11 protein-coding genes are annotated in these 25,576 nt (G+C 68.6%); 9 read left to right on the plus strand and 2 right to left on the minus strand.

Translation table 11 applies throughout. The features are described 5' to 3' along the window. Positions 1 to 96 precede the first annotated feature (96 nt). The 3 genes from lptF to C1924_RS02920 all read left to right on the plus strand — a co-directional run bounded on the left by lptF (position 97) and on the right by C1924_RS02920 (position 3,258). Positions 97 to 1,179 (plus strand): LPS export ABC transporter permease LptF, encoded by a 1,083-nt coding sequence (gene lptF, locus C1924_RS02910; RefSeq protein WP_108764000.1) that lies wholly within the window; start codon positions 97 to 99, stop codon positions 1,177 to 1,179. After that, positions 1,176 to 2,276, plus strand: a complete 1,101-nt coding sequence (lptG, locus tag C1924_RS02915; protein ID WP_108764001.1) for an LPS export ABC transporter permease LptG — start codon at positions 1,176 to 1,178, stop codon at positions 2,274 to 2,276. The genes lptF and lptG overlap by 4 nt, the downstream gene beginning before the upstream one ends. 124 nt (positions 2,277 to 2,400) lie before the next feature. Further along, on the plus strand, positions 2,401 to 3,258 hold the full coding sequence (locus C1924_RS02920; protein ID WP_108764002.1) for a hypothetical protein: 858 nt from the start codon (positions 2,401 to 2,403) through the stop codon (positions 3,256 to 3,258). Positions 3,259 to 3,328: 70 nt separating this feature from the next. Here C1924_RS02920 and C1924_RS02925 read toward each other — a convergent pair whose 3' ends face one another. Further along, positions 3,329 to 3,820, minus strand: a complete 492-nt coding sequence (locus C1924_RS02925) for an RDD family protein (RefSeq protein ID WP_108764003.1) — start codon at positions 3,818 to 3,820, stop codon at positions 3,329 to 3,331. Between the two features lie 56 nt (positions 3,821 to 3,876). On the opposite strand from C1924_RS02925, the gene xerD reads away from it, so the two are divergent. Both xerD and C1924_RS02935 read left to right on the plus strand, forming a co-directional pair. Further along, a complete protein-coding gene (gene xerD, locus C1924_RS02930) occupies positions 3,877 to 4,854 on the plus strand; it encodes a site-specific tyrosine recombinase XerD (RefSeq protein ID WP_108764004.1) in 978 nt (325 codons plus the stop codon). A gap of 98 nt (positions 4,855 to 4,952) precedes the next feature. Further along, positions 4,953 to 5,735: a DsbC family protein gene (locus tag C1924_RS02935; RefSeq protein ID WP_108764005.1), complete on the plus strand. Its 783-nt coding sequence runs from the start codon at positions 4,953 to 4,955 to the stop codon at positions 5,733 to 5,735. A 119-nt stretch (positions 5,736 to 5,854) separates the two neighbouring features. Here the strand turns inward: C1924_RS02935 and C1924_RS02940 are convergent, their stop codons facing one another. Further along, positions 5,855 to 7,969, minus strand: coding sequence for a glycosyl hydrolase family 18 protein (locus tag C1924_RS02940; protein WP_108764006.1), 2,115 nt, complete (start codon positions 7,967 to 7,969; stop codon positions 5,855 to 5,857). 958 nt (positions 7,970 to 8,927) lie between these two features. On the opposite strand from C1924_RS02940, the gene purL reads away from it, so the two are divergent. From purL to gspE, 4 genes are all read left to right on the plus strand, one after another. After that, positions 8,928 to 12,812: a phosphoribosylformylglycinamidine synthase gene (purL, locus tag C1924_RS02945; RefSeq protein ID WP_108766949.1), complete on the plus strand. Its 3,885-nt coding sequence runs from the start codon at positions 8,928 to 8,930 to the stop codon at positions 12,810 to 12,812. A 441-nt stretch (positions 12,813 to 13,253) separates the two neighbouring features. Further along, positions 13,254 to 21,656, plus strand: coding sequence for an ESPR-type extended signal peptide-containing protein (locus tag C1924_RS02950; RefSeq protein ID WP_108764007.1), 8,403 nt, complete (start codon positions 13,254 to 13,256; stop codon positions 21,654 to 21,656). A 188-nt stretch (positions 21,657 to 21,844) separates the two neighbouring features. Then, positions 21,845 to 23,707, plus strand: coding sequence for a S8 family peptidase (locus tag C1924_RS02955; RefSeq protein ID WP_108764008.1), 1,863 nt, complete (start codon positions 21,845 to 21,847; stop codon positions 23,705 to 23,707). A 143-nt stretch (positions 23,708 to 23,850) separates the two neighbouring features. Beyond that, positions 23,851 to 25,572: a type II secretion system ATPase GspE gene (gspE, locus tag C1924_RS02960; RefSeq protein ID WP_108764009.1), complete on the plus strand. Its 1,722-nt coding sequence runs from the start codon at positions 23,851 to 23,853 to the stop codon at positions 25,570 to 25,572. The last annotated feature ends 4 nt before the right edge of the window (positions 25,573 to 25,576 follow it).

Below are 25,576 nucleotides of genomic sequence, written 5' to 3' on the forward strand. Positions count from 1 at the left end.
TTCCATTGGCGAGTCCGTACAATCGCAGGCCGTTTACGCCCAGACAGTAGACTGGGCGGCACCGCGAACGAACCCCAGAGTTTAAACCACCGCCCCATGTTGAAGCTCGACCGATACCTGCTGGGCGATTTCGTCCAGAGTTTCCTGGCTACCCTGATCGTCCTGCTGGTGGTCAGCGTGGGCGGCGTGCTGGTGGACATCCTCGGCAACATCGCCGACGGACGCCTGCCGGCCAAGCTGCTGTTCTCGCAGCTGGGCCTGCAGTTCATCGCCTACATGCCGCTGATCCTGCCGCTGGCGCTGATGCTGGGCCTGCTGCTGGCCATTGGCCGCCTCTACCGCGATTCGGAGATGGCGGTGCTGACGGCCATTGGCGTGGGCCCCAAGCGCCTGCTGCGGCCCCTGCTGATGCTGGTGGTGCCGGTGGTGCTGCTGGTCGGGGCCTGCTCCCTGTGGCTGGGCCCCTGGGCCGGCCGTACCGCCGAGCAGATGATCCAGGACGCCAACCGCAGCGTGCTGATGGCCGGCCTGGAGCCGGGCCGCTTCACCCCGCTGCCCAATGGCGGGGTGGTCTACCTGTCCTCGATTTCGCCCGATGGCACCAAGCTGGGCCGGGTGTTCCTGCAGCGGCAGAAGGATGACCGCCTGGAAGTGGTGTCCGCCGCCGGGGGCCGCATGTTCTTCGAGGGCAAGCAGCAGCGCTTCCTGGAACTGGACGATGGCCACCAGGTGGAGGGCCCGCTGGCGGGCGCGCTGGATTACCGCCTGGCCACCTTCGCCCGCAACGACGTGGCGCTGCCGGATGGGGCCCAGGCCAAGGCCGAGGACGACCCCGAGCTGATGCCGACCCTGCAGCTGCTGGGTGACGACCGGCCCGAGGCCAAGGCCCAGCTGCACCGCCGCATCGCCCCGCCGCTGATCGCCCTGGCCTTCGCCCTGCTGACCGTGCCGCTGGGCCGCAGTTCGCCGCGCCAGCAGCGCTATGGGCGGATGATGCTGGCCCTGCTGGCCTACATGGTCGGCACCAACCTGATGTTCATCGGCAGTGGCTGGATCACGGACGGCAAGGTTCCGCCCGCCATCGGCCTGTGGTGGCTGACCCTGCCACTGCTGGGCTTCGCGCTGTGGATGTATTTCCGCGATGGCCGCCTGGCGCGCCCGAAGGGAGCCCGCGCATGACGCTGCGACCGATGCGTTTCGACTTCTACCTGGGCCGTGCGGTGTTCACCACCGTGCTGCTTACCTGGGCGGTGCTGACCGGCCTGGACGTGGTGATGGCGTTCTCCGGCGAGTTCAAGGACATCGGCAAGAACGGCTATTCGCTGGGCCATGCCGCCGCGTGGGTGCTGTACACCGTGCCGCGCCGTGCCTATACGTTCTTCCCGACCGCTGCGGTGATCGGCGCACTGATGGGCCTGGGCCAGCTGGCCGCCACCTCCGAGCTGACCGCGTTGCGCGCGCTGGGCCTGTCGCGCAGGCGCCTGAGCGTCTCGGTGGCGATCGCGCTCTCGCTGCTGACCGGCGTGATGGTGATCAGTGCCGAGACCCTCGGCCCGTGGGGTCAGAGCCGTGCCGATGCGCTGAAGATGAGCGCCAAGTGGGGCACCGATGTGACCACGGCCCGTTATTCGGGCCTGTGGGCCCGCGAGGGAGACACCTTCCTCAATGCCGCCAGTGGCGAAGAGCAGCTGGTCGGTGACAAGGGAACGCGGTTGATCCTGCGCGACGTGCGTCTGTACCGCATCGCCGAGGACGGCAACATCGCCTCGCTCACCCATGCGGCGACCGCCGAGCACGACAAGGACGGCTGGGTGTTGACCGGGGTCAAGCGTGACACCTTCGCCGAGCGTGGCGCGACCCGCGAGGAAGCCGCACGCGAGCCTTGGGATTCCAAGCTGGACGCTGGCGCGCTGGCGACGGGCATCGCCAAGCCGCGCAACCTGAGCGTGTCCGAACTGCGCACCAGCATCGAGTACCGCGAGCGCAACGGCCTGGATGCCCGCGATTTCGAGGACATCTACTGGAGCCGCTGGTTCTACCCGTTGAACGTGCTGGCGCTGTGTCTGGCGGCCGTGCCGTTCGCGTTCGGTTCGCTGCGCAGTGGTGGCATGGGCAAGCGCCTGTTCCTGGGCATCCTGTTCGCGCTGGGCTTCTGGCTGCTGCAGCTGTTCTTCGGGCGCATGGCCGGTGCCCTGAAGTTCGATTACCGCATTGCCTACGCGTTGCCGCCCATCGTCATGCTGGCGGTATCCGGCTGGTTGTTCCGGCGCCGATAGCGTCGGCGCGGCCGGAGGCCGCCCGCAACTGTTTCACTGGACCCGGCGGGCCCGCACGTTGTCACGCGGGCCCGCCTTCACTGCGAGCGCGCGCGTTGCGCTCGCCTTCACTTCAAGGATGAACATGATCCGTACACGTCTGTTTCCCTCGCTTGCTGCCCTGCTGTTGCTGGTGGGCTGTTCACGTCCGGTCGATTTCGAGATCGACAATCCCACCGACAAGCCGGTCACCCTGACCATCGACGCGCAGCAGCACGTCATTGCGCCGCATACCGCCGTGCCCATCAGCCTGGAACCGGGGCAGTACCGGCTGCAGAGCGAGAAGATCGGCACGGTGCGCATGGTGGTCTATGCCGACGGTATCGGCGGCCTGATCAACCCGACGCTGGGTGAGTACGTGATCGTCACCGAGCAGTACGTCACCAGCAAGACCAATTCCGGCGGCCTGGCCTCGAAGGTCGAGCTGAATGACGTCGAGATCGAAGGGCCGTACGTAAAGGCGACCGGCCTGTTCATTCCGCGCCGCTGGGATGTCGGCCTGCTGGGCGAGCTGCCGGAAATGGTGATGTCCAACAGCCCGGATACCTCATCGGATTACCGCACCAAGCTCTACAACGTGCCTGGGTTCTTCGAGTACCTCGACGCCGAGGACGATCTGCGCGCTGCGTTCGGACCAGGCGGTTACAGAACGCCTGAAGCGACGGTTGCGTTCACCGCGGCCAGCCTGCCGGAACTGCCGGCGGCGTTCGAGGAGCAGGGCAAGCCGATGCGCGAACTGTATGCGCAGTACCTGGCTGCCAGTGATGCCGGTGAGCAGAAACGCCTGAAAAAGGCCAGCCTGAAGCTCTGGCAGGACTTCGCCACGGCCCAGGGAAAGCTCAACGGCAAGATGTCGGTGCCCGACGGCGTGAAGGCCAGCGAGTTCTCGTCGCAGTTCTTCGATCTTTGGACGCAGCCGGCGGTGATCCTGCCGGAAACCTGACCCGCGTGCGGCGTAGTCGAGCAAGTTCGACTACACATCGGTAGCGCCGGGCCATGCCCGGCGGATTCCTTCAGCGCTTCGGCATCCGCACCATGCGGGTGCCGCTGGCGCGGTCGTGCCAGGTCAGGCGCTGGCGGTCCAGCCATGCCCACCAGAAGCCCAGCCCGCCCAGCAGCAGCGACAGCGTGGCCACGGCAAAGCGCAACCACAGCTGGCGGCGCCGCAGCGGCATGCCATCATGCGATTCCAGTTTCAGCCGCCACGGGCGCATGCCCAGGGTCTGCCCGCCACGGCGCCAGCTGGCCGTGGCGTACCACCCGGTCACCGCCCAGCAGACCGCCCACAGCAGCCACTGCCAGGCACTGAACGGGGCGATGTTCTCGCGCTGGGCATGCCCGCTGAAGGTGTAGGCCAGGGTGAACAGCGTGCCGGCCAGCATCCACAGCGCCAGCACCGGCAATGCGTCGTAGACCATCGCCAGCACGCGCCACGGCAGCAGCGCACGTGGGCGGGGCGTTCCGGTGGTGGCCGCAGTGGCCGTGTCGGTGGCAGGGCGGGACATGCGCCGAGCATACGCAAAGCTGGCCGCGCCCGCAGTGGGCCTCGTATCCTGCACGCATGGCCGTCATGTCCACCCCTGCCGAACGCCGCCAGCTGGTCACCCAGCTGCCGGAACTGCGCGCCGACGACAGCGTGCGCATCCAGCGCTTCCTCGATGCGATCTGGGCCGAGAACGGCCTGGCCCGCGCCACCCTGGACAGTTACCGGCGTGACCTGGAAGGGCTGGCGCGCTGGAGGGATGGCCGCGAGGGCGGCTTGGCCGGCATCGAGCGTCCGGGGCTGTTTGATTACCTTGCCTGGCGCACCCGCCATGGCTGGTCGCCGCGCAGCAACGCACGCCTGCTGTCGGCGCTGCGCGCGTTCTTCGCCGATGGCGTGCGCCGTGGCGAGCGCAGCGAAGACCCCAGCGCGTTGCTGGATCCGCCCAAGCTGCCCCGCCTGCTGCCCAAGGCGCTGGCTGAAAGCCAGATCGATGCGCTGCTGGCCGCGCCGGACATCGACAGCCCGCTGGGGCTGCGCGACCGCGCCATGCTGGAACTGATGTACGCCGCCGGCCTGCGCGTAAGTGAACTGGTGCTGCTGCCGGCGACGGCGGTGAACCTGCGCCAGGGGGTGCTGCGGGTGACCGGCAAGGGCAGCAAGGAGCGCCTGGTGCCACTGGGCGAGGAATCGCAGTACTGGCTGGAGCGTTACCTGCAGCAGTCGCGGCCGCAGCTGGTGGGCAAGGGCAAGGTGCATGCGCTGGCCGATGGGCAGACGCCACTGTTCGTCGAGCCCAGCCTGCATGCACTCACCCGGCAGTCCTTCTGGCACCTGGTCAAGCGCCATGCGCAGGTGGCCGGCATCGACCCGGCGCGGATCAGTCCGCACGGACTGCGCCACAGCTTCGCCACCCACCTGTTGAATCGCGGTGCGGATCTGCGCGCGCTGCAGATGCTGCTGGGTCACAGTTCACTGTCCACCACCCAGATCTACACGCTGGTGGCGCGCGAGCACCTGCAGAAGCTGCACGCCCGCCACCATCCGCGCGGCTGAACAACCTGCGGCGCTGTGGTCGGCGGACGTGCGCACGGTCGCGGCCCGTCACCTGGGCCTGTGTCAGAATCCGGGGTCTGATTCCCAGCGGATTGCCCATGTTCCGATTTGCCATCGCTGCATTGTTCAGTGCGGCCAGCCTGACCGCCTGCGCCCAACCCGCACCGCCTGCCGCCAAGGCACCGGCCGCAGCCGCCAAGGCCAGCCCGGCCGCCAATGGCACGCCCGAACAGAAGGTGCGCGCTGCACTGGCCACGCTCATCCCTGGTTCCAAGGTGGATTACGTCGGCTCGGCGCCGTTCCCGGGGTTCCGCGAAGTGCTGGTGTCCGGCCAGTTGTTGTACGTATCCGATGATGGTCGTTACCTGTTCCAGTCGCAGCCCTACGACATCCAGGCCAAGGGCCCGGCCAACAGCGAAGGCCTGCTGGGCTACCGGCGCGATCTGCTGGCGAAGGCCAACCACGGTGACCGCATCGTGTTCGCGGCACCGAACGCGAAGTACACCATCAGCGTGTTCACCGACATCGAGTGCGGTTACTGCCGGAAGCTGCACCAGGACATCGCCGAGCTCAACCGCAACGGCATCACCGTCGAATACCTGGCCTTCCCGCGCATGGGGCTGGGCAGCAAGGACTACGTCGACATGATCTCGGTCTGGTGCGCGGCTGACCGTCGCCAGGCGCTGACCAATGCCAAGCGCGGCGGCGCGGTGCCAGCGAAGAACTGCACCAACCCGGTGGCCATGCAGTACGCGCTGGGCCAGCAGCTGGGCGTCAGCGGCACGCCGGCCATCTTCGCGCCCGATGGCACCCAGCTGGGCGGCTACCTGCCACCGGCACAGCTGCGCGCAGCACTGGAGAAGCTGTCGGCCAAGCGCTGAACGCTGCACGTCATCTGCTGTAGAGCCGAGCCCATGCTCGGCTGCGGAAACATCGGCCGGGCATGGGCTCGGCTCTACAGGCCAGAGGCCGGGGACGCGATGCGTCCCCGGCTTTTTCCTTACTGCAGACCGTCACTGACCGCCTTGGTCAGCGTGCCCTGTGCATCGTCACCGCTGAATTCCCAGACGAACGCGCCGCCCAGGCCCTGGGTTTTCACGTAGCCCATCTTGCGGGTGATGTTGGCCGGGGTGTCAAAGCTCCACAGCGTGCTGCCGTTGTAGATCCAGGTGGCGCCGGCGGTGTTGTCGGTGTAGCCCTGCCACGCCAGGTTCTTCAGCACCTTCCAGTCTTCAATGCCCGCCTCGTAGGTGCCCGGTGCGGCGCCGCCGGCAGTCTGGTACATGCCGTTGTTGCCGTTGGCGACCCCGGTCCAGCCACGGCCGTAGTAGCCGATGCCCAGGTTGAGCTTGGCTGCCGGCACCCCACGGCTGATGAAGGCCTCGATGGCGTCATTGCTGTTGTAAAGCTTCTGGTCGCCAGTGGACGGGTCACTGGGCGAATCGAACAACGCCGACTGGTGATTGGTCTTCGCATCCCACGCACCGTGGAAGTCGTAGGTCATCACGTTGATGTAGTCCAGGTACGGGTGGTACGCGGCCGGATCGGTCACCCGGATCTTGTCGATGCCCGCGCCCACCGCCACGGTCAGCAGCAGCCCCGGGCGCACCGCATCAAGCTGGCGGCGGAACTCGGCCATCAGCGCGGTGAAGTTGGCATTGTCTTCCGGCTTGCCGCAGTCGATGCCGCAGGCCACCGGGTACTCCCAGTCGATGTCGATGCCATCGAACACGCCCAGCGCAGCGCCCACGCCACCGGCACCGTCGGTCACCGGCAGGTTGCCCTTGATGTAGGCGTCGATGCACGAGGCAACGAAGGCCTGGCGGTTTTCCGGGCGCGCCGCGCTGGAGAAGCCGCGCGACCAGGTCCAGCCGCCCAGCGAGATCAGTACCTTCAGGTTCGGGTACTTGGCCTTGAGCTGCTTGAGCTGGTTCCAGTTGCCACGCAGCGGCTGGTCCCAGGTATCGGCGCCGCCGCTGACGCTCTCACCGGCGCCGAAGGCCTTGCTGTAATCGGCGAACGCATCGCCCCCGGCTCCGGTGTTCGGGTCCGAGGGCTGGGTGACGCCAACTTCGCAGCGGTTGTTGCGGACGTTGCCGAAGGCGTAGTTGATATGGGTCAGGCGCGCGGCCGAGCCGCTGCTGTCGATGTTCTTCACCCGGTAGTTGCGGCCGTAGATACCCCATTGGGTGAAGTAGCCGATGACCCGCTTGCCGGTGCCACCGCCGGTGCCGGCCAGCGTCGTGGCGCTGACCGCCGTACCCTGCGCCGAGGCATTGCCGGCGTTGTCGCGGGCACGGACGCGGTAGCTATAAGTGGTCGAGGCGGTCAGGCCGCCATCGACGTAGCTGGCGCTGGACGGCGAGCCGACCAGGCTGCCGTTGCGGTACACATCGTAGCCGGCCAGGCCGCTGCCACCGGTGTTGTCGGTGGAGGGGCTCCAGCTCAGTGCGATGCTGCTGGCCGTGCGGGTGCCCACGGCCAGGCCGCCGGGCACGCTCGGCGCGGTGGTATCGCCGCTGGCGGCGTTGACGGTGATGGTGATGGTGGCGGTGCTGGCAGTGGCGTTGTTGTTGTCGGTGGCCACCGCACGCAGGGTGTGGCTGCCGGCGCTGGCGTTGGCCCAGCTGGCGCTGTACGGCGCGCTGGTATCCACGCCGATGGAGCTGCCATCGCGGAAGAACTCGACCTTGCTGACGCTGCCATCGGGGTCGCTGGCGCTGGCGTTCACGGTGACCGTGCTGCCGGCGCTGAAGGTGGCGCCGTTGGCGGGCGAGGTCAGGCTGACCACCGGCGGCTGGTTGGCGCCGCTGCCGTCACAGGCACCGAGGTTGGTGTAGTAGGGCGCCCCAGCCGGGTGGTCCGGCGGCGCGTTCCAGATGTCCTGGTTCGCCCGGTACAGGACTCCTCCCTTCTGCAGGGTATCGCCGGCCCGGTAGATCCTGGCCTGGTTCCATTCGGCGACGCCGGCACAGCTGGCCGCCTGGGCCAGGCCGGGCAGGGCGGCAGCCCCGGCGGCCAGGGCCAGCAGCCAGGCCAGGCGGCGCGGGCGGGGGGAGCGGGAGGAGCGTTCGGCACTGCGTACATCGGCACTCTGCACAAGCTTGTCGTACATGGTGTGTCTCCGATCTCGGATGGCGTGCGGGCCCGGATGGCACCGCGCGTGACGCAGGTCCGGACGTCGCCCGGGTAAGGGCGACGGTGGGGGCGGACGGGGTACCTGGCTGGCCGGGGAGAGAGTCCGGGGCCAAGTGGGGACAACGTTGTCATCAATTGCCCGGCCAATCCGTGAGCGAGCGCATGGTTCCGGGATTCCGGGATTCCGGGATTCCGGCGAAGGGCGGCGCTGGCGCGCGGTTGGCTGCCATCGGCGGGGCCCCTCGTGGCTTGGGCGTTCTGTGAAATTTGTGGGTTGGCCGGGCGGGTGGGTTGCGCAGGGGACGCTGCAAGTACGTCCATGTAAGCTCGTAGGCGCCATCCATGGCGCCTGCGCCCCTGCGCAACCCACCCGCCCGGCCACGGACAGGTTCCTGCGCGCCCAGCCACGAAAGACAAAAGAAAAATTCAAAAGCAAAAGCCGGTCGCTTCGCTCTCGATGCCTGACTTCCTGCTTTTGCTTTGTTTCCCTGTTGCCAGCCAGCGGCCGCGCATCGCAGAACCAGGGTCAGAGCCCGTTGCCAGGCAACGGGATCCGACCCCGTGCCGTTCCGGCAGCTCGCGGGAAACTGTCGAAGGCGGGGTGGGTCCGGTTGCGGGGGGGGGAGCGGCATGGGCCCGAGGCATGCCTCGGGCGGGTTGGGCAGGACGCCCAACCCCGGTCTTGCGGTGTGCGCAGGACAGCGCACACGAGCAAGGCGCGACCAAGCCCCCATGGACGTACTTGCGCCGTCCCCCGCAACCTGAGCCACCCCGCCATCCCCCAGAAAACCCGCTGTTGCTGTTGCTCCGGCTGTTGCTCCGGCCGTTGCCGTGGCTTGGGCGCCTCTGCGGGTGCCGGGCGCCGCCCGGCCAAAGACCCACCCCCCGGTTCCGGTACAATGTCGGGCCCGTTTCCCAACTACGGTTCCCCGGACATGATGGTCCTCGAGGGCGCGCCCGCCCTGTCGCTGTTCCGCCGCGAACGCCTTGAATCCCGCCTGCAGTCCATCGCTCCCTCCCTGCGCATCAGCGGTGCCTGGCACGTCTACTTCGTGCAGCCCGAAGGCACGGCCGCCCCCGATGTGGACACCCTGTGCCGCATCCTGGAAGCCCGGCCGCAGGCCGAAGCCGCCGCCGACGGCGCCGTCAGCCGCATCGTCGTGCCCCGCCTGGGCACCCTCTCGCCCTGGTCCAGCAAGGCCACCGAACTGGTCCGCGGTGCCGGCCAGCCGGTCAGCCGGGTCGAGCGCGGGCTTCGCATCGACGTGCAGGGCTGGCCCACCGACGCTGCCGCCCAGCAGGCGCTGGTCAAGGCCCTGCATGACCCGATGACGCAGTCGGTGCTGGAGACGGTGGACCAGGGCCAGGCCCTGTTCACCGCCCCGGCCCGCGGCGAACTGGAACGCGTACCGGTGGAGCAGCTGGAAGCCGCCAACCAGCGCCTTGGCCTGGCCATGGCCCAGGACGAGATCGACTACCTGCGCGAACGTTTCACCGCGCTGGGCCGCTCCCCGTCCGACGTCGAACTGATGATGTTCGCGCAGGCCAACTCCGAGCACTGCCGCCACAAGATCTTCAACGCCAGCTGGACCATCGACGGCCAGGAACAGGACCGTTCGCTGTTCCGGATGATCAAGAACACCCACCAGCAGACCCCGCAGCACACGCTCAGCGCGTACAGCGACAATGCCGCGGTGATCGAAGGCCATCTGGCTGCACGCTACCGCCCGGATCCGGCCAGTGGCGAATACCGCGCCGAACCGCGCGTGGCCAGCGCCTTCCAGATCAAGGTGGAAACGCACAACCACCCGACCGCGATCGCGCCGTTCCCGGGTGCCTCGACCGGCAACGGTGGCGAGATCCGCGATGAAGGCGCCACCGGTCGTGGCGGCAAGCCGAAGGCGGGCCTGTCCGGCTTCTCGGTCTCGCATCTGCGCATTCCCGAGCTGCCGCAGCCGTGGGAAGCGCCGCGCGCGCTGAACCCGCGCATGGCCCCGGCGCTGGAAATCATGACCGACGGTCCGCTGGGCGGCGCTGCGTTCAACAACGAATTCGGTCGCCCGAACCTGCTTGGTTACTTCCGCAGCTTCGAGCTGCCCGAAGGGCCGGATCTGGTCCGCGCCTACGACAAGCCGATCATGCTGGCCGGTGGCCTGGGCGCGATTGATCGCATCCAGGTCGACAAGATCCGCCTGCAGGCCGGTGATGCGGTCATCGTGCTGGGCGGTCCGGCGATGCTGATCGGCCTGGGCGGTGGTGCCGCCAGTTCGGTGGCCTCCGGCGAAAGCGCCGAGGACCTGGACTTCGCCAGCGTGCAGCGCGACAACCCGGAAATGGAGCGCCGCTGCCAGGAAGTCATCGACCGCTGCGTGGCGATGGGCAGCAACAACCCCATCAAGTTCTTCCATGACGTCGGTGCCGGTGGCCTGTCCAATGCCATCCCCGAGCTGCTGCACGACTCCAATGTCGGCGGTGTCATCGACCTGGGCAAGGTGCCCACCGATGATCCGTCGCTGTCGCCGATGCAGCTGTGGTGCAACGAATCGCAGGAACGCTACGTGCTGGGCGTGGCCCAGGAACGCCTGGCTGAGTTCGCTGCGCTGTGCGCCCGCGAGCGCTGCCCGTTCGCTGCGGTGGGCGTGGCCACGGCCGAAGAACACCTTGTCGTGGCTTACGGCGCCGTGCCCGGCCACACCCCGGCCGATGCGCCGATCGACCTGCCGATGGACGTGCTGTTCGGCAAGCCGCCGAAGATGCACCGCGATACCGCGCACCCGCCGGCACCGCGCTGGCCGTCGCTGAAGACCGGCGGCCTGGATCTGCACGAGGCCGGCCTGCGCGTGCTTGCGCACCCGACGGTGGCCTCGAAGAACTTCCTGGTCACCATTGGCGACCGCAGCGTCGGTGGCCTGACCGCGCGTGAGCAGATGGTCGGCCCGTGGCAGCTGCCGGTGGCCGATGTGGCCATCACCCTGGCCGATTTCGACGGCGTGGCCGGCGAGGCCATGTCGCTGGGCGAGCGCACCCCGCTGGCCCTGCTCGATGCCGCCGCATCGGCACGCATGGCCGTGGGCGAAGCACTGACCAATTTGTGTGCGGCCCCGGTCGATGCACTGGATGAAATCAAGCTGTCGGCCAACTGGATGGCCGCTGCCGGCCACCCAGGTGAAGACGCGCTGCTGTATGACGCGGTGAAGGCCGTGGGCATGGAGCTGTGCCCGCAGCTGGACATCAGCATCCCGGTGGGCAAGGACTCGCTGTCGATGCAGGCGCAGTGGCACGACCAGGGCGAAGCGCACAAGAGCGTCTCGCCGGTGTCGCTGGTCATCTCGGCGTTCGCGCCGGTGGCCGACGTGCGCCAGCAGCTGACCCCGCTGCTTGACCGCGACGTGGACAGCGAGCTGTGGCTGATCGGCCTGGGGGCCGGCAAGCAGCGCCTGGGCGGTTCGATCCTGGCCCAGGTGCACGCCGACCATGGTGACCTGCCTGCGTTCGCCGGTGCCGCCCCGGATCTGGATGACCCGCAGCGCCTGCGGGGCTTCTTTGAACTGATCCGCGATGCGCGCCAGTCCGGCCTGCTGCTGGCGTACCACGACCGCAGCGACGGCGGTGCCTTCGCCGCGCTGTGCGAAATGGCCTTCACCTCGCGCCTGGGCCTGGACATCACCCTCGATGCCTGGGGCGACGATCCGTTCCGCAGCCTGTTCAACGAAGAGCTGGGCGCCGTGGTGCAGATCGCCCGCGAAGACCGCGCGGCCTTTGCCGACCTGGTCGAGCGCCACGCCCTGACCGAGTGTGCGCAGCGCATTGCCCGGCCGACCACCGCACCGGTGGTGCGTGTGTCGCTGGGCAACGAGAGCCTGGCCGAATGGCGCTGGGAAGCGCTGTTCGACGCTTGGTGGTCGGTTACCCACGCGATGCAGAAGCGCCGCGACAACCCCGCCAATGCCGATGCCGAGCGTGAAGTTGCCCGTGCCTTTACCGCGCCGGGCCTGAAGCCCAAGCTCAGCTTCGACCTCAATGAGGACGTGGCGGCACCGTTCATCAACACCGGTGCGCGCCCGCGCGTGGCCGTGCTGCGCGAGCAGGGCGTCAACGGCCAGATCGAAATGGCCAACGCCTTTGAACGTGCCGGCTTCCGCGCCTTCGACGTGCATATGAGCGACCTCATCGAAGGTCGGGTGGCCCTGCAGGAATTCACCGGCCTGGTGGCCTGTGGTGGCTTCAGCTACGGCGACGTGCTCGGTGCCGGCCGCGGCTGGGCGACCTCGATCCTCGAGCGCAGCGCCCTGCGTGATGCCTTCGCTGCGTTCTTCGCACGCGAAGACAGCTTCGCCCTGGGCGTGTGCAACGGCTGTCAGATGATGAGCCAGCTGAAGGCCATCATCCCCGGTGCCGAGCATTGGCCGCAGTTCCGCCGCAATGCCAGCGAGCAGTTTGAAGCCCGTACCGCGCTGCTGGAAGTGGTGGAGTCGCCGTCGATCCTGCTGCGTGGCATGGCCGGTTCGCGACTGCAGGTGGCCGTAGCCCATGGCGAAGGCCAGGCAGTGTTCGATTCTGCCGTGGACCAGGCCGCCGCGCGCGTGGCGCTGTGCTACGTCGATGGCAATGGCAACGTGGCCAGCCAGTACCCGCTGAACCCGAACGGTTCGCCGGACGGCATCACCGGCCTGACCAGCACCGACGGCCGCGTCACCATCATGATGCCGCACCCGGAACGCACCCCGCGTGCACTCAACCTGAGCTGGGCCCCGGCCGAGTGGCAGGGTGACTCGCCGTGGATGCGCATGTTCCGCAACGCACGCGTGTGGTGCGGCTGATAGCAGCATCCGCGCAGGCGGCAATGCGTTGAAGTACGGAAAACCCGGCAGGCGACTGCCGGGTTTTTCATTATCCGGGCAGAAACTCCTGCCGTGCCCGTCAGTTACATGCATTTACATGGCGTCAACGGTGCGTCACGCGCTCCTAACAAAATCAGCTGATAAATACGCGGAATAGTGAACTGGTTCACGGCAATGGCATTTCCTGCGTCAAACTCTTGACGACCTTGAAAGTTCCCGTTAACACTTGAGCCCTGTTTCAAATCTGTTCATACCGCAGTAACCGCACGTCGCTCGCGCCCGGTTTTCTGTCGCTGCGCGGCGTTCGGCAATACCCGCAGTAAATCACGCGAATAACGCCCCGAGGGGACGTTGGACCAGAAGGTCCGGCGATGGCGTTGCTTTGCCCAAAACCAGTCCAAAAAATCAGGAGCCGTACCGATGAATCGGATTTATCGCAAGGTCTGGAACAAAGCGTTGGGTCAGTTGGTGGTGGCCTCGGAACTGGCCTCTTCCGACGCACGCGGTGGGGTCGTCGACCAGCGCCGCGATGCCGACCACGTACGGCCGGTGACACTGGCCGCAGCGCTTGCTCTGGCCATGGGACTGGGAGGCGCAGGCCTCGCCGCCGCGCAATCGGTGGAAGTGGGTGGCAACGCCAACTGTGTGACCCTCAGCAGCAGCCTGATCGACCAGTGCGTGGTCGACGGCAGCGCCAACGCCAGCGGCCGCAATGCGGTGGCCGTGGGCACCGGCAGCACCGCCAGCGCCGCCAACAGCGTTGCTCTGGGCGCCGGCTCCACTGCCAACCGCGCCAACACCGTTTCGGTCGGCGCAGCCGGCAATGAACGACAGATCACCAACGTCGCCGCCGGTACGGCGGCCACCGACGCCGTCAACCGTGCGCAGCTCGATGCACAGGCACAGGCCACCCAGGCCGCGCTGGCCGCCGCAGCCGCCGAGGGCAGCCGCTACTTCAAGGCCGATGGCGCCGGTGATGACAGCGATGCAGCGCAGATTGATGGCGAAGGCGCCTTGGCTGCCGGCGCCTCGGCCACCGCCGATGGCGACGATGCCACCGCACTGGGTCACACCGCGCAGGCCACCGCTGACAGCGCTACCGCCGTCGGCGCGCAGGCGCAGGCCTCGGGCAGCGGCAGCACCAGCGTCGGCGCCGGCAGCACGGCCAGCGGCACTGCGTCGGCCAGCTTCGGCGTCGGTGCCGAAGCAACTGGCGGCTACAGCACCGCACTGGGTGGCCTGTCCAGCGCCTCGGCATTCAACGCAACCGCGGTCGGCAATGCCGCCGCTGCCACCGGCTCCAACAGCGTGGCCGTCGGTGGCGATGCGGAAGCCAGCGGTGCCTACAGCACCGCCACCGGCCAGGGCAGCCTGGCCACCGGCACCAATTCGGTGGCCGTGGGTGGTGCACTGTTCGGCCTGCTGCCAACCGAAGCCTCGGGCGACTATTCCACCGCCGTCGGTGGTGGCGCCTGGGCGCCGGGCACGAATGCAACTGCACTGGGCAACGCGGCAGAAGCACAGGGTGCCAACAGCGTGGCGCTGGGTGCCGACTCGATTGCCGAACGTGACAACACCGTCTCCGTCGGTGGTGCCGGCAACACCCGCCAGATCACCAACGTCGCGGCCGGTACCGAAGGCACCGATGCGGTGAACAAGGACCAGCTGGACGAGGTCTCTGCGGTGGCCGAAAACACCCGCAAGTACTTCCAGGCCAGCGGCAGCGAGAACAGCGATGCCGGTGCGCTGGCCGAGGGCGACAGCGCGCTGGCGGCCGGTGAAGCGGCCAACGCCATCGGTGATGGCACCACTGCGCTCGGCGGCGGTGCGGTGGCCATCGCTGCACAGGCCACGGCGGTCGGCTACAACAGCCTGGCCACCGGCGAAAACGCTTCGGCCGTCGGCACCAACGCCCAGGCCAGCGGCAGCGACAGCGCCGCACTGGGCAGCGGCGCCGTGGCCAGCGAGACCAGCAGCACCGCGACCGGTGCGGGTGCACAGGCCACGGCCGTCTACAGCACCGCCAACGGCGCCGAAGCCATCGCCAGCGGCGCACAGTCGCTGTCCAGCGGCTTCCGCGCCTCGGCCTCGGCCGACGGCACGACGGCCGTCGGCGGCTACAGCGAAGCCAGCGGCCGTCTCGGCTCGGCGTTGGGTTACGGCACCCTGGCCAGCGGTGCCAACAGCACCGCCGCAGGCGTGTTCGCCACCGCCACCGGCGCCAGCTCGGTGGCCATGGGTGATTCCAGCGAAGCCACCGGCGATGAAGCCGTGGCCATCGGCGGCAGCACTTTCTTTGGTCTGATCCCGGCGCGCGCCAGCGGTTACGGCGCGGCCGCTTTCGGTGCTGGTGCCTGGGCCACGGAAGACTACGCCACCGCCATCGGCTGGAACTCGTGGGCCGACGCTGCGCAGTCCACTGCGCTGGGCGCCAGCGCCACGGCCAATGGTGCAAACAGCGTTGCGCTCGGCGCTGGTTCCACCGCCGACCGTGACAACACCGTGGCCGTCGGCAGCGACGGCAACGAACGCCAGGTGACCCACGTCGCCGCCGGCAGCGAAGACACCGACGCGGTGAACGTTGCCCAGCTGAAGGACGTGGCTGCGGTGGCCGACACCACTGCCAAGCGCTTCCAGGCCACCGGCAGCAGCAACAGCGATGCCGGTGCCCTGGCCGACGGCGATGACGCGCTGGCCGCCGGCGAAGCCGCCAATGCCATCGGCAACGGCACCACCGCCGTCGGTGCCGGCGCGACCGCCGTCGCGCAGAACGCCACCGCCGTGGGCAACAACGCCCTGGCCAGCGGCCAGAACAGTGCGGCCTTCGGTTACAACGCGCAGGCAGTCGGGCCGGGCAGCGTGGCCGTGGGTGGCGCTGCGGTGGATGAAGAGGGCAATCCGTTGATCACCAGCGGCGGTGTGCCGGTGGAAACCGGTGCGACCAGTGCCGGCGTCGGCGGTACCGCCGTCGGTGCCAGTGCCGAAGCCAGCGGCTTCGCGGCGTCCTCGTACGGTGTGGGCGCCTACGCTGCCGGCGCGCAGTCCTCGGCGTTCGGTGCCGTGGCCAACGCGGTGGGTGATTACTCCACCGCGCTGGGCACGCAGAGCAATGCCACCGGCACCAGCAGCGTGGCCATCGGTGGCCCGGCCGATCTCATTCCGGGCCTGGGCTTCTTCGTGCAGACCCAGGCCAGCGGCGAAGCAGCGACGGCCGTCGGTGCCGGTGCCATCGCCAGCGGCGACCATGCCGTGGCCAACGGCAGCCTGACCGAAGCGTCCGGTGCCGAATCGGTCGCCGTCGGCTACTTCGCCTATGCGCCGGGCGAGAACGCCAGCGCGCTGGGTGCGCAGAGCTGGGCCAGCGGTACGCAGAGCACCGCCGTGGGCTACTACTCCACGGCACGCGGCGCCAACAGTGTTGCGCTGGGTGCCAACTCCGAAGCCGTGCGCGACAACAGCGTGGCCGTTGGCAGCGAAGGCAACGAACGCCAGATCACCAGCGTGGCGGCCGGTACCGAAGATACCGATGCGGTGAACAAGGCCCAGCTCGACGCAGTGGCCAGCACTGCCGACACCACCGCGCGCTTCTTCCAGGCGCAGGGCGAAGAGGGTAGTGATGCCGGCGCCTACGCAGAGGGCGAAGGTGCGGTCGCGGCCGGTTCGGCCAGCAATGCGATCGGTGCGGGTGCCCTCGCACAGGGCGCGGGCGCCGCTGCCATCGGCGCCGACACGGTGGCGCTCGGCCGCAACACCTTCGCCGATGGCGACGGTGCGGTCGCCATCGGTGGCCTCGGCCAGGCCTACGACGAATACAACCAGCCGCTGCTGGATGACGAAGGCAATCCGGTGCAGATCGGCACTACCGCCTCGGCCGGCTCCACGGCCGTGGGCAACGCCGCACAGGCCAGCGGTGCCAGCAGCAGCGCTTTCGGCAACGCGGCACAGGCAACCGGCGACAACAGCTTTGCTGCGGGCGGCAAGTCGCGCGCCACCGGCAGCTACGCCGTTGCCATCGGCGACAGTGCGTTCGCCAAGGCGGATGACAGCACCGCCGTCGGCGGTTACAGCACCGCCAGCGAAGAAGGGGCCACTGCCTTCGGTGCCGGTGCGTGGGCCACCGGTACCAACGCCTCGGCCTTCGGCCCGGCGGCCTGGGCCAGTGCCAACGGCGCGACGTCCATCGGCTACAACAGCTGGGCCAACGGCATCAGTTCCACGGCGGTTGGCCGCGGTGCCTTCAGCTACGGCGATTACAGCCTGGCGCTGGGCTTCCAGGCACTGGGCAACAGCATCAACAGCATCGCGGTGGGCACCAACACCGTGGCCGGTGGCGAAAGCGCCATCGCCATCGGTGCCGGCAGCACCGCCAACGGCAACAACGCGGTGGCCCTGGGCGCAGGCTCGGTGGCTGACCGCGACCGCAGCGTGTCGGTCGGCAGCGCCGGCAGCGAACGCCAGGTCACCAACGTCGCCGCCGGCACCCAGGCGACCGACGCAGTGAACAAGGCCCAGCTGGATGCCGTGGCCGCCAGCGCAGGTACCGGCAACAAGTTCTTCCAGGCCAACGGCAGCGACGACAGCGATGCCGGCGCCTACGTGGAAGGCGACAATGCACTCGCGGCCGGCGAAGCCGCCAACGCCATCGGTGACGGCGCCATCGCACTGGGCAGCGGTGCCAATGCCATCGGCACCAATGCACAGGCGATCGGCTTCAATGCCTTGGCCACGGCGGACAACGCCAGCGCCATCGGCGCCAATGCGCAGGCCACCGGTGAGTACGCCACCGCGCAGGGTGCGGAAAGCGAGGCCAGCGGCGAGCAGAGTGCCGCCTTCGGCGCTGCCGCCGTGGCCAGTGGCGCCGGCAGCACGGCGACGGGCGTGTTGTCCGAAGCCAGCGGTGAAGAAGCCGTGGCAGTGGGTTACTTCAGCACCGCCAGCGGCGAAGCCGCCACCGCGGTAGGCAGCGAAAGCGTGGCCAGCGGTACCGCCTCGGCGGCATTCGGCATCGGCGCCGAAGCCATCGGCGGCTACAGCACCGCCATCGGCGGCTATGCCAGTGCCTCGGCGTTCAACGCCACCGCGTTCGGCAACTTCGCCAACGCATCCGGCTCCAACAGCGTGGCGCTGGGTGGCGACTCGGAAGCGTCTGGTGCTTACGCCACCGCCACCGGCCAAGGCAGCCTGGCCACCGGCGTGAACAGCGTGGCCGTCGGCGGTTCGTTGTTCGGCATTCTTGCCACCGAAGCATCGGGCGATTATTCCACCGCCGTCGGTGGCGGCGCCTGGGCGCCGGGCACGAATGCAACTGCATTGGGCAACGCGGCAGAAGCACAGGGTGCCAACAGCGTGGCGCTGGGTGCCGACTCGATTGCCGAGCGTGACAACACCGTCTCCGTCGGTGGTGCGGGCAACACCCGCCAGATCACCAACGTCGCGGCCGGCACCGAAGGCACCGACGCGGTGAACAAGGACCAGCTGGATGCGGTCGCCGCTACCGCAGAGAACACCCGCAAGTACTTCCAGGCCAGTGGCAGCGAGAACAGCGATGCCGGTGCGCTGGCCGAGGGCGACAGCGCGCTGGCGGCCGGTGAAGCGGCCAACGCCATCGGCGATGGCACCACCGCGCTCGGCGGCGGTGCCACCGCGCTGGCGGCCAATGCCACCGCGCTGGGCTTCAACAGCCTGGCCACCGGCAGCAACGCGGCGGCAATCGGCAACAATGCCCAGGCCAGCGGCGAAGACAGCGCCGCACTGGGCAGCGGCGCCGTAGCCAGCGAGACCAGCAGCACCGCCACCGGTGCCGGTGCACAGGCCACGGCCGTGTACAGCACGGCCAACGGTGCCGAAGCGATCGCCAGCGGTGCGCAGTCGCTGGCCAGCGGCTTCCGCGCAGCGGCCTCGGCCGATGGCACCACTGCCGTCGGTGGTTACAGCGAAGCCAGTGGCCGCCTCGGTTCGGCGCTGGGCTACGGCACCCTGGCCAGCGGTGCCAACAGCACCGCGGCCGGTGTGTTCGCCACCGCCACGGGCGCCAGTTCGGTGGCCATGGGTGATTCCAGCGAAGCTACGGGCGATGAAAGCGTGGCCATCGGCGGCAGCACCTTCTTCGGGCTGGTGCCGGCACGGGCCAGTGGCTATGGCGCGGCCGCCTTCGGTGCCGGTGCCTGGGCGACCGATGACTACGCCACCGCCATTGGCTGGAACTCGTGGGCCGACGCTGCGCAGTCCACCGCGCTGGGTGCCAGCGCCACCGCCAATGGGATCAACAGCGTCGCGCTTGGCGCTGGCTCCCGTGCCGACCGTGACAACACGGTGGCCGTCGGCAGCGATGGCAGCGAGCGCCAGGTGACCCACGTGGCTGCCGGTACGGAAGGCACCGATGCGGTCAACAAGAACCAGCTGGATGCCGTCGCCGCCACTGCGGAAAGCACCAGCAAGTACTTCCAGGCCAGCGGCAGCGACGACAGCGATGCCGGCGCCTACGTGGAAGGTGACAACGCACTGGCCGCAGGCGAAGCGTCCAATGCCATCGGCAACGGCGCCTCCGCGCTGGGCAGCGGCGCCACCGCCCTGGCTGAAAATGCCACGGCCGTCGGCTTCAACAGCCTGGCCACGGGTGCCAACGCGGCGGCCGTCGGCAACGAGGCGCAGGCAACCGGCGAAAACAGTGCGGCGTTTGGCAGCGGTGCCGTGGCCAGCGAGATCAGCAGCACCGCCACCGGCAACGCGGCACAGGCCACGGGTGTGTACAGCACGGCCAACGGCGCTGAGGCCGTCGCCAGCGGTGCGCAGTCGCTGGCCAGCGGTTTCCGCGCCACTGCCACCGCCGATGGCACCACCGCCGTCGGTGGTTACAGCGAAGCCAGCGGCCGCTTGGGCACGGCGTTGGGCTACGGCTCGGCGGCCACCGGTGCCAATACCACGGCGGTGGGCTTCGGCGCAGCCGCGGCAGGCGCCAATGCCGTGGCGATGGGCCAGTCCAGCGAAGCCACCGGCGATGAGAGCGTGGCGATCGGCGGCAGCACCTACTACGGCCTGATCCCGGCGCGTGCCAGCGGGACCGGCGCGGCGGCCTTCGGTGCCGGTGCGTGGGCCACCGACGATTACGCCACCGCCATCGGCTGGAACGCCTGGGCCGACGCGGCCGATGCCACCGCACTGGGTGCCAACAGCAGCGCCAGCGCGGCCAACAGCGTTGCCCTCGGCAATGGCTCGCAGGCCACCCGTGCCAACACGGTGTCGGTGGGCAACGCGGCCACGCAGCGGCAGATCACCAACGTCGCCGCCGGTACCGAAACCACCGATGCAGTGAACAAGGGTCAGCTCGACGCCGTGGCCGCCACCGCCGATGCGGTCGGTCAGCGCTTCAAGGCCAACGGCAGCGGCGTGGCCACCGCCAGCGGCACCGATGCGGTGGCCGTGGGCTCCAACGCCACCGCCAGCGGCAACCGCAGCAATGCGGTCGGCAGCAGCGCCAACGCCATCGGCAACGCATCGCTGGCGCTGGGTGCCAGCAGCGCGGTCAGCGGCAGCAACTCGGTGGCCCTGGGTGCCGGCGCACGTGCGGTGGAAGCCAATGTGGTCTCGGTCGGTGGCGGCAACGGCACCGATGGTCCGGCCACCCGCCGCATCGTCAACGTGGCCGATGGCCGCATTGCCGCCGGCAGCAGTGATGCCGTCACCGGTTCGCAGCTCAACGTCACCAACCAGCGCGTGGGTGCGGTCGAAACCCGCGTGGGTGATTTCGATTCGCGCATCGCCACCGTGGAAAACAGCAGCGCCAACGCCGTCGGCTACGACGATGCCAGCCGCGACCGCCTGACCCTGTCCGGCATCGAAGGCACCGTCATCGACAACGTCGGCGCCGGCAGCATCGCCTCCGGCAGCCGCCAGGCCATCAACGGCGGCCAGTTGTTCCAGTCGCTCAGCGATGCCGCCAGCATCCTCGGCGGCGGCGCCAGCGTCGGCATGCAGGGCGTGTTCATTGCACCGAACTACGTCATCCAGGGCTCGACCTACAGCAATGTCGGCGATGCACTGGGGGCGCTGGATCGCAAGGTGACCGAGCTTGACCAGCGCACGGCCGGCACCAGCGGCAGCAGCGCACGCAGTGCCAGCCTGCGCAGCGCCAGCGTGCAGGCCAGTACCGCCCAGGTGGCCAGCGTGGCCGAGGCCGATGCAGTGGCCTCGCGGTCCAACGTGGTGGCCAAGCCCAGCGTGGAAGGGGCCACCGCGGCGCAGCCTGCCGTCGGTGCCAACGCCGTCGCCATGGGGGACGGCGCCGTGGCCAGCGGAGCGTCTTCCACCGCCATCGGCCAGGGCGCCACCGCCACCGCTGCCAACGCAGTTGCGCTGGGCCAGGGGTCGGTCGCCGACCGCGCCAACACAGTGTCGGTGGGCAGCGAAGGCAACGAACGCCAGGTCACCAACGTGGCCGCTGGTACGGCGGCCACCGATGCGGTGAACAAGGGCCAGCTGGACCGCGGCATCACCACCGCCAACAGCTACACCGACAGCCGCGTGCAGGCCGTCGCCGACAGCTTCGATGTGTTCAAGGGTGAAGTGGATGGACGCCTGCGCCACATGGATCGCCGCATCGACCGCCAGGGTGCGATGAGCGCGGCCATGCTCAACATGGCCACCAGTGCCGCGGGCATCCGTACCCAGAACCGGGTCGGTGTCGGCATCGGTTTCCAGGGCGGCGAATCGGCGATGTCGCTGGGCTACCAGCGGGCGATCAGCGATCGCGCCACGGTCACCCTCGGCGGTGCGTTCAGCAGTGATGACGCCTCGGTGGGCGTCGGTGCCGGCTTCGGCTGGTAAGCAGCAACCGCGCGCCGGTGGCCAGCCGCCACCGGCACGCCATGCAGTAGAGGCCTGAGGGGGCGAGGCACGACAACCCTGGTGGGCCAGCCAGGGACGTCGCAGGGAGTATTGGCCGTAGAGAGCTCTGCCCGCGCTGCGGGTCGAGTAAGGAAAGCTCAACCATGACCTTGAAGAGGATTTCAAACGTGACCAAGAAGCAGACCCTTCGCATCAACGTACTGGCTGCCGCGGTGCTGTCGCTGACCGTCGGCGCCGGTGCCGCCCATGCGATCAACCCGGGTGAGGCCAAGGCGCCGGCGCGCGTGGCCAGCGCCAGCCAGCAGAACGTGGACGGCATCATCGTCAAGTACAAGGCCGGCACGGCAGCCGCCAGCGACCGTTCCAGCAAGCTGTCGGTCGTGCAGTCGGCGCTGTCGCGCGCCATCGTCAGCACCGGCACCACCAGCCGCGCGCTGGCACTGTCGCCGCAGGTCGAACGCAAGCTCGGCACCGGCAGTGATCTGATCCGCCTGAAATCGAAGCTCGGCGGCGCGGACATGCAGAAAGTGCTGGCTGAACTGAATGCCGATCCGTCGGTGCAGTACGCCGTGGCCAACGTGCGCCTGCAGCGCTCAGAACTGCGCGCGGCCAATGCCCAGCCGGCGCTGGTGCCCAACGACCCGAACTACGCGCAGTACCAGTGGAACTTCTTCAATGCCACCAGCGGTGTGAACGCACCGGCCGCATGGGACGTCTCGCAGGGTGAAGGCGTGGTCGTGGCCGTGCTCGACACCGGCATCCTGCCGGGCGTGCCGGACTTCGGCACCAACCTGCTGGAAGGCTACGATTTTATCAGCGACAAGGAATCCTCGCGTCGTCCGACCGACGGCCGTGCCCCGGGCGCGACCGACTACGGCGATTGGGTGGAAACGGCCAACGAGTGCTACAACGGCTCGCAGCCGGAAGGCAGCTCCTGGCACGGCACCCACGTGGCCGGCACGATTGCCGAGGTGACCAACAACGGCGTCGGCCTGGCCGGCCTGGCCTACAAGGCCAAGGTGCTGCCGGTGCGCGTGCTCGGCAAGTGCGGCGGCACCCTGGCCGACATCAGCGATGCCATCACCTGGGCTTCCGGCGGCACCGTGGCAGGCATCCCGGCCAACACCACCCCGGCCGAGATCATCAACATGAGCCTGGGCGGCGGCGGTTCGTGCGACGCGGCCTATCAGGATGCGATCAACGGTGCGGTCTCGCGCGGCACCCTGGTGGTGGTCGCGGCCGGCAACGATACCGACAACGCCTCCAACTACCGTCCGGCCAGCTGCAACAACGTGGTGGCCGTCGGCGCGACCCGCGTCACCGGCGGCATCACCTACTACTCCAACTACGGCACCGCCGTGGACTTGTCGGCACCGGGCGGTGGCGGCAGCGTCGATGGCAACCCGAACGGCTACATCTGGCAGGTCGGTTCCGATTCGGAAACCACCCCGGACGGCGGCGAGTGGGTGCTGATGGGCAAGGGCGGCACCTCGATGTCCTCGCCGCACGTGGCCGCCGTGGCGGCGCTGGTGCAGAGTGCACTGGCTGCCAACGGCAAGGATCCGCTCAGCCCGGCCGCGCTGGAAGCGCTGCTCAAGCAGTCGGCCCGTCGTTTCCCGGCCACCATTCCGGCCGCGACCCCGATCGGCACCGGCATCGTCGATGCCAAGGCCGCGCTGGATGCCGCCCTGAAGGAACCGTGCACCGAGAACTGCGAGCCGGAGGGCATTCCGCTGACCAACAAGGCCGCCCTCGGTGGCCTGGCCGGCGCTGCCGCCAGCGAGACGGTGTATACCTTTGAAGCCACTGCCGGCAAGGCGCTGAGCGTGCTGACCTACGGCGGCAGCGGCAACGTTTCGGTGTATCTGGCGCAGGGCCGCGTGCCCACCGCGACCGACAACGACGCCAAGTCGACCCGTCCGGGCAACACCGAAACCGTGCGCGTGGCTGCACCGGTGGCGGGCACCTACTACATCAAGGTGGTGGGTGAGGCGGCCTACAGCGGCGTGAGCATCCTGGCGACCCAGTAAGTCCGCCATTGCTCTGTCGTAAATGAACAAGCGAGGCCCGTCACCCCTGTGTGACGGGCTTCGTGTTTCTACGAAACACGCCGACGGGACAGCGGAAGTCCGGGCTGAACTGCTAAAGTCGGAATGATCGACAGGAGAGTCACGTGAACGCGCTCGCTGCCACCGCCATCGATGACGCCGAAGGTCGCATCCTCGATGCGTTGCTGGCCCGTGGACGTCTCAAGGAAGGCGATCTGGCGCGTGCACGACCGCTGCATGCCGAGGCCGGCGGCAGCCTGCTGGGCCTGCTGGTGCGGCTGGGGCTGGTGTCCGAACGTGACCAGGCGCAGGCCAGCGCCGATGTGCTGGGTTTGCCGTTGCTGGAAGGCAAGCAGCTGCCCGAGGCACCGCCGCAGTCGCTGGCCGAAGGTCTGCCGCTGTCATTGCGCTTCCTGAAACAGTTCCATGTGTGCCCGCTGGCCCTGGATGAACACGGCGTACGCCTGTGGCTTGCCGATGCGCACGATCCCTACCCGCAGCAGGCCGTGCAGCTGGCGCTGGGCGTGCCGGTCACTCCCGTGCTGGGCATGCGCGCGGAAATCGACGACCTGGTGGAGCGCTGGTTCGGCCAGGGGCGCAGCGCGATGGGTGCGATCGTGGAAACCGCCGACGGCGAAGGCGGTGCGGTCGATGACATCGAACATCTGCGCGATCTCGCTTCCGAGGCACCGGTCATCCGCCTGGTCAACCTGGTCATCCAGCGTGCGGTGGAACTGCGCGCCTCGGACATCCACGTCGAACCGTTCGAGAACCGCCTGAAGGTGCGCTACCGCGTCGATGGCGTGCTGGTGGAGGGTGAAAGTCCGCCGGCCAACCTCACTGCGGCGGTCATCAGCCGCATCAAGATCATGGCCCGGCTCAACATCGCCGAGCGCCGCCTGCCGCAGGATGGCCGCATCATGCTGCGCGTGCAGGGCAAGGAACTGGACCTGCGCGTCAGCACCGTACCCACCGCTCATGGCGAAAGCGTGGTGATGCGACTGCTCGACCGCGAGACAGTGGTGTTCGACTTCCATCGGCTCGGCTTCACCGATGCGTTCCTGCCGCAGTTCCGCAAGGTGCTCGAGCAGCCGCACGGCATCCTGCTGGTCACCGGCCCGACCGGTTCGGGCAAGACCACCACGCTGTACACCGCGCTGAGCCAGCTCAATACCGCCGACGTCAAGATCATCACGGTCGAGGACCCGGTCGAATACCAGATCGAAGGCATCAACCAGATCCAGGCCAAGCCGCAGATCGGCCTGGATTTCGCCAACGCGCTGCGCAGCATCGTGCGCCAGGATCCGGACATCATCATGATCGGCGAAATGCGCGACCTGGAAACCGCGCGCATCGCCATCCAGTCGGCCCTGACCGGCCATCTGGTGCTGTCCACGCTGCACACCAACAACGCGGCCGGCGGCATCACCCGCCTGCTCGACATGGGCGTGGAGGACTACCTGCTGACCTCCACCATCAACGGCATCCTCGCCCAGCGCCTGGTACGCCGGCTGGAACCCACCCACGCCGAGCGCTATGAAGCCTCGCCGGAGGAAATCGAACGTTTTGAACTGCGCCGCCTGCAGCCGCAGGGGCCGATCCACCTGTTCCGTCCGAAGCCCTCGGCACTGGCACCGACCGGTTACCTGGGCCGCACCACCATCATGGAATTCCTGGTGATGAACGACGCGCTGCGGCGCGCGGTGATGCGCCGCGACGGCATGGGCGAGATCGAACGCATCGCCCGCGAGGCCGGCATGCGCACCATGTACGAAGACGGCCTGTCCAAGGCCCTGAGCGGGCAGACGACCATCGAGGAAGTCCTGCGCGTAACCGAGGAGGGTTGATGCG

Source organism: Stenotrophomonas sp. ESTM1D_MKCIP4_1, assembly GCF_003086895.1.
Taxonomy (GTDB): Bacteria; Pseudomonadota; Gammaproteobacteria; order Xanthomonadales; family Xanthomonadaceae; genus Stenotrophomonas.

Bases quoted from the DNA above. Each gene is read 5' to 3' on its own strand.
- C1924_RS02925 (WP_108764003.1), bottom strand. From the start codon at position 3,820: ATGTCCCGCCCTGCCACCGACACGGCCACTGCGGCCACCACCGGAACG.
- C1924_RS02940 (WP_108764006.1), bottom strand. From the start codon at position 7,969: ATGTACGACAAGCTTGTGCAGAGTGCCGATGTACGCAGTGCCGAACGC.
- lptF (WP_108764000.1), top strand. From the start codon at position 97: ATGTTGAAGCTCGACCGATACCTGCTGGGCGATTTCGTCCAGAGTTTC.
- C1924_RS02920 (WP_108764002.1), top strand. From the start codon at position 2,401: ATGATCCGTACACGTCTGTTTCCCTCGCTTGCTGCCCTGCTGTTGCTG.
- C1924_RS02935 (WP_108764005.1), top strand. From the start codon at position 4,953: ATGTTCCGATTTGCCATCGCTGCATTGTTCAGTGCGGCCAGCCTGACC.
- lptG (WP_108764001.1), top strand. From the start codon at position 1,176: ATGACGCTGCGACCGATGCGTTTCGACTTCTACCTGGGCCGTGCGGTG.
- purL (WP_108766949.1), top strand. From the start codon at position 8,928: ATGATGGTCCTCGAGGGCGCGCCCGCCCTGTCGCTGTTCCGCCGCGAA.
- C1924_RS02950 (WP_108764007.1), top strand. From the start codon at position 13,254: ATGAATCGGATTTATCGCAAGGTCTGGAACAAAGCGTTGGGTCAGTTG.
- xerD (WP_108764004.1), top strand. From the start codon at position 3,877: ATGGCCGTCATGTCCACCCCTGCCGAACGCCGCCAGCTGGTCACCCAG.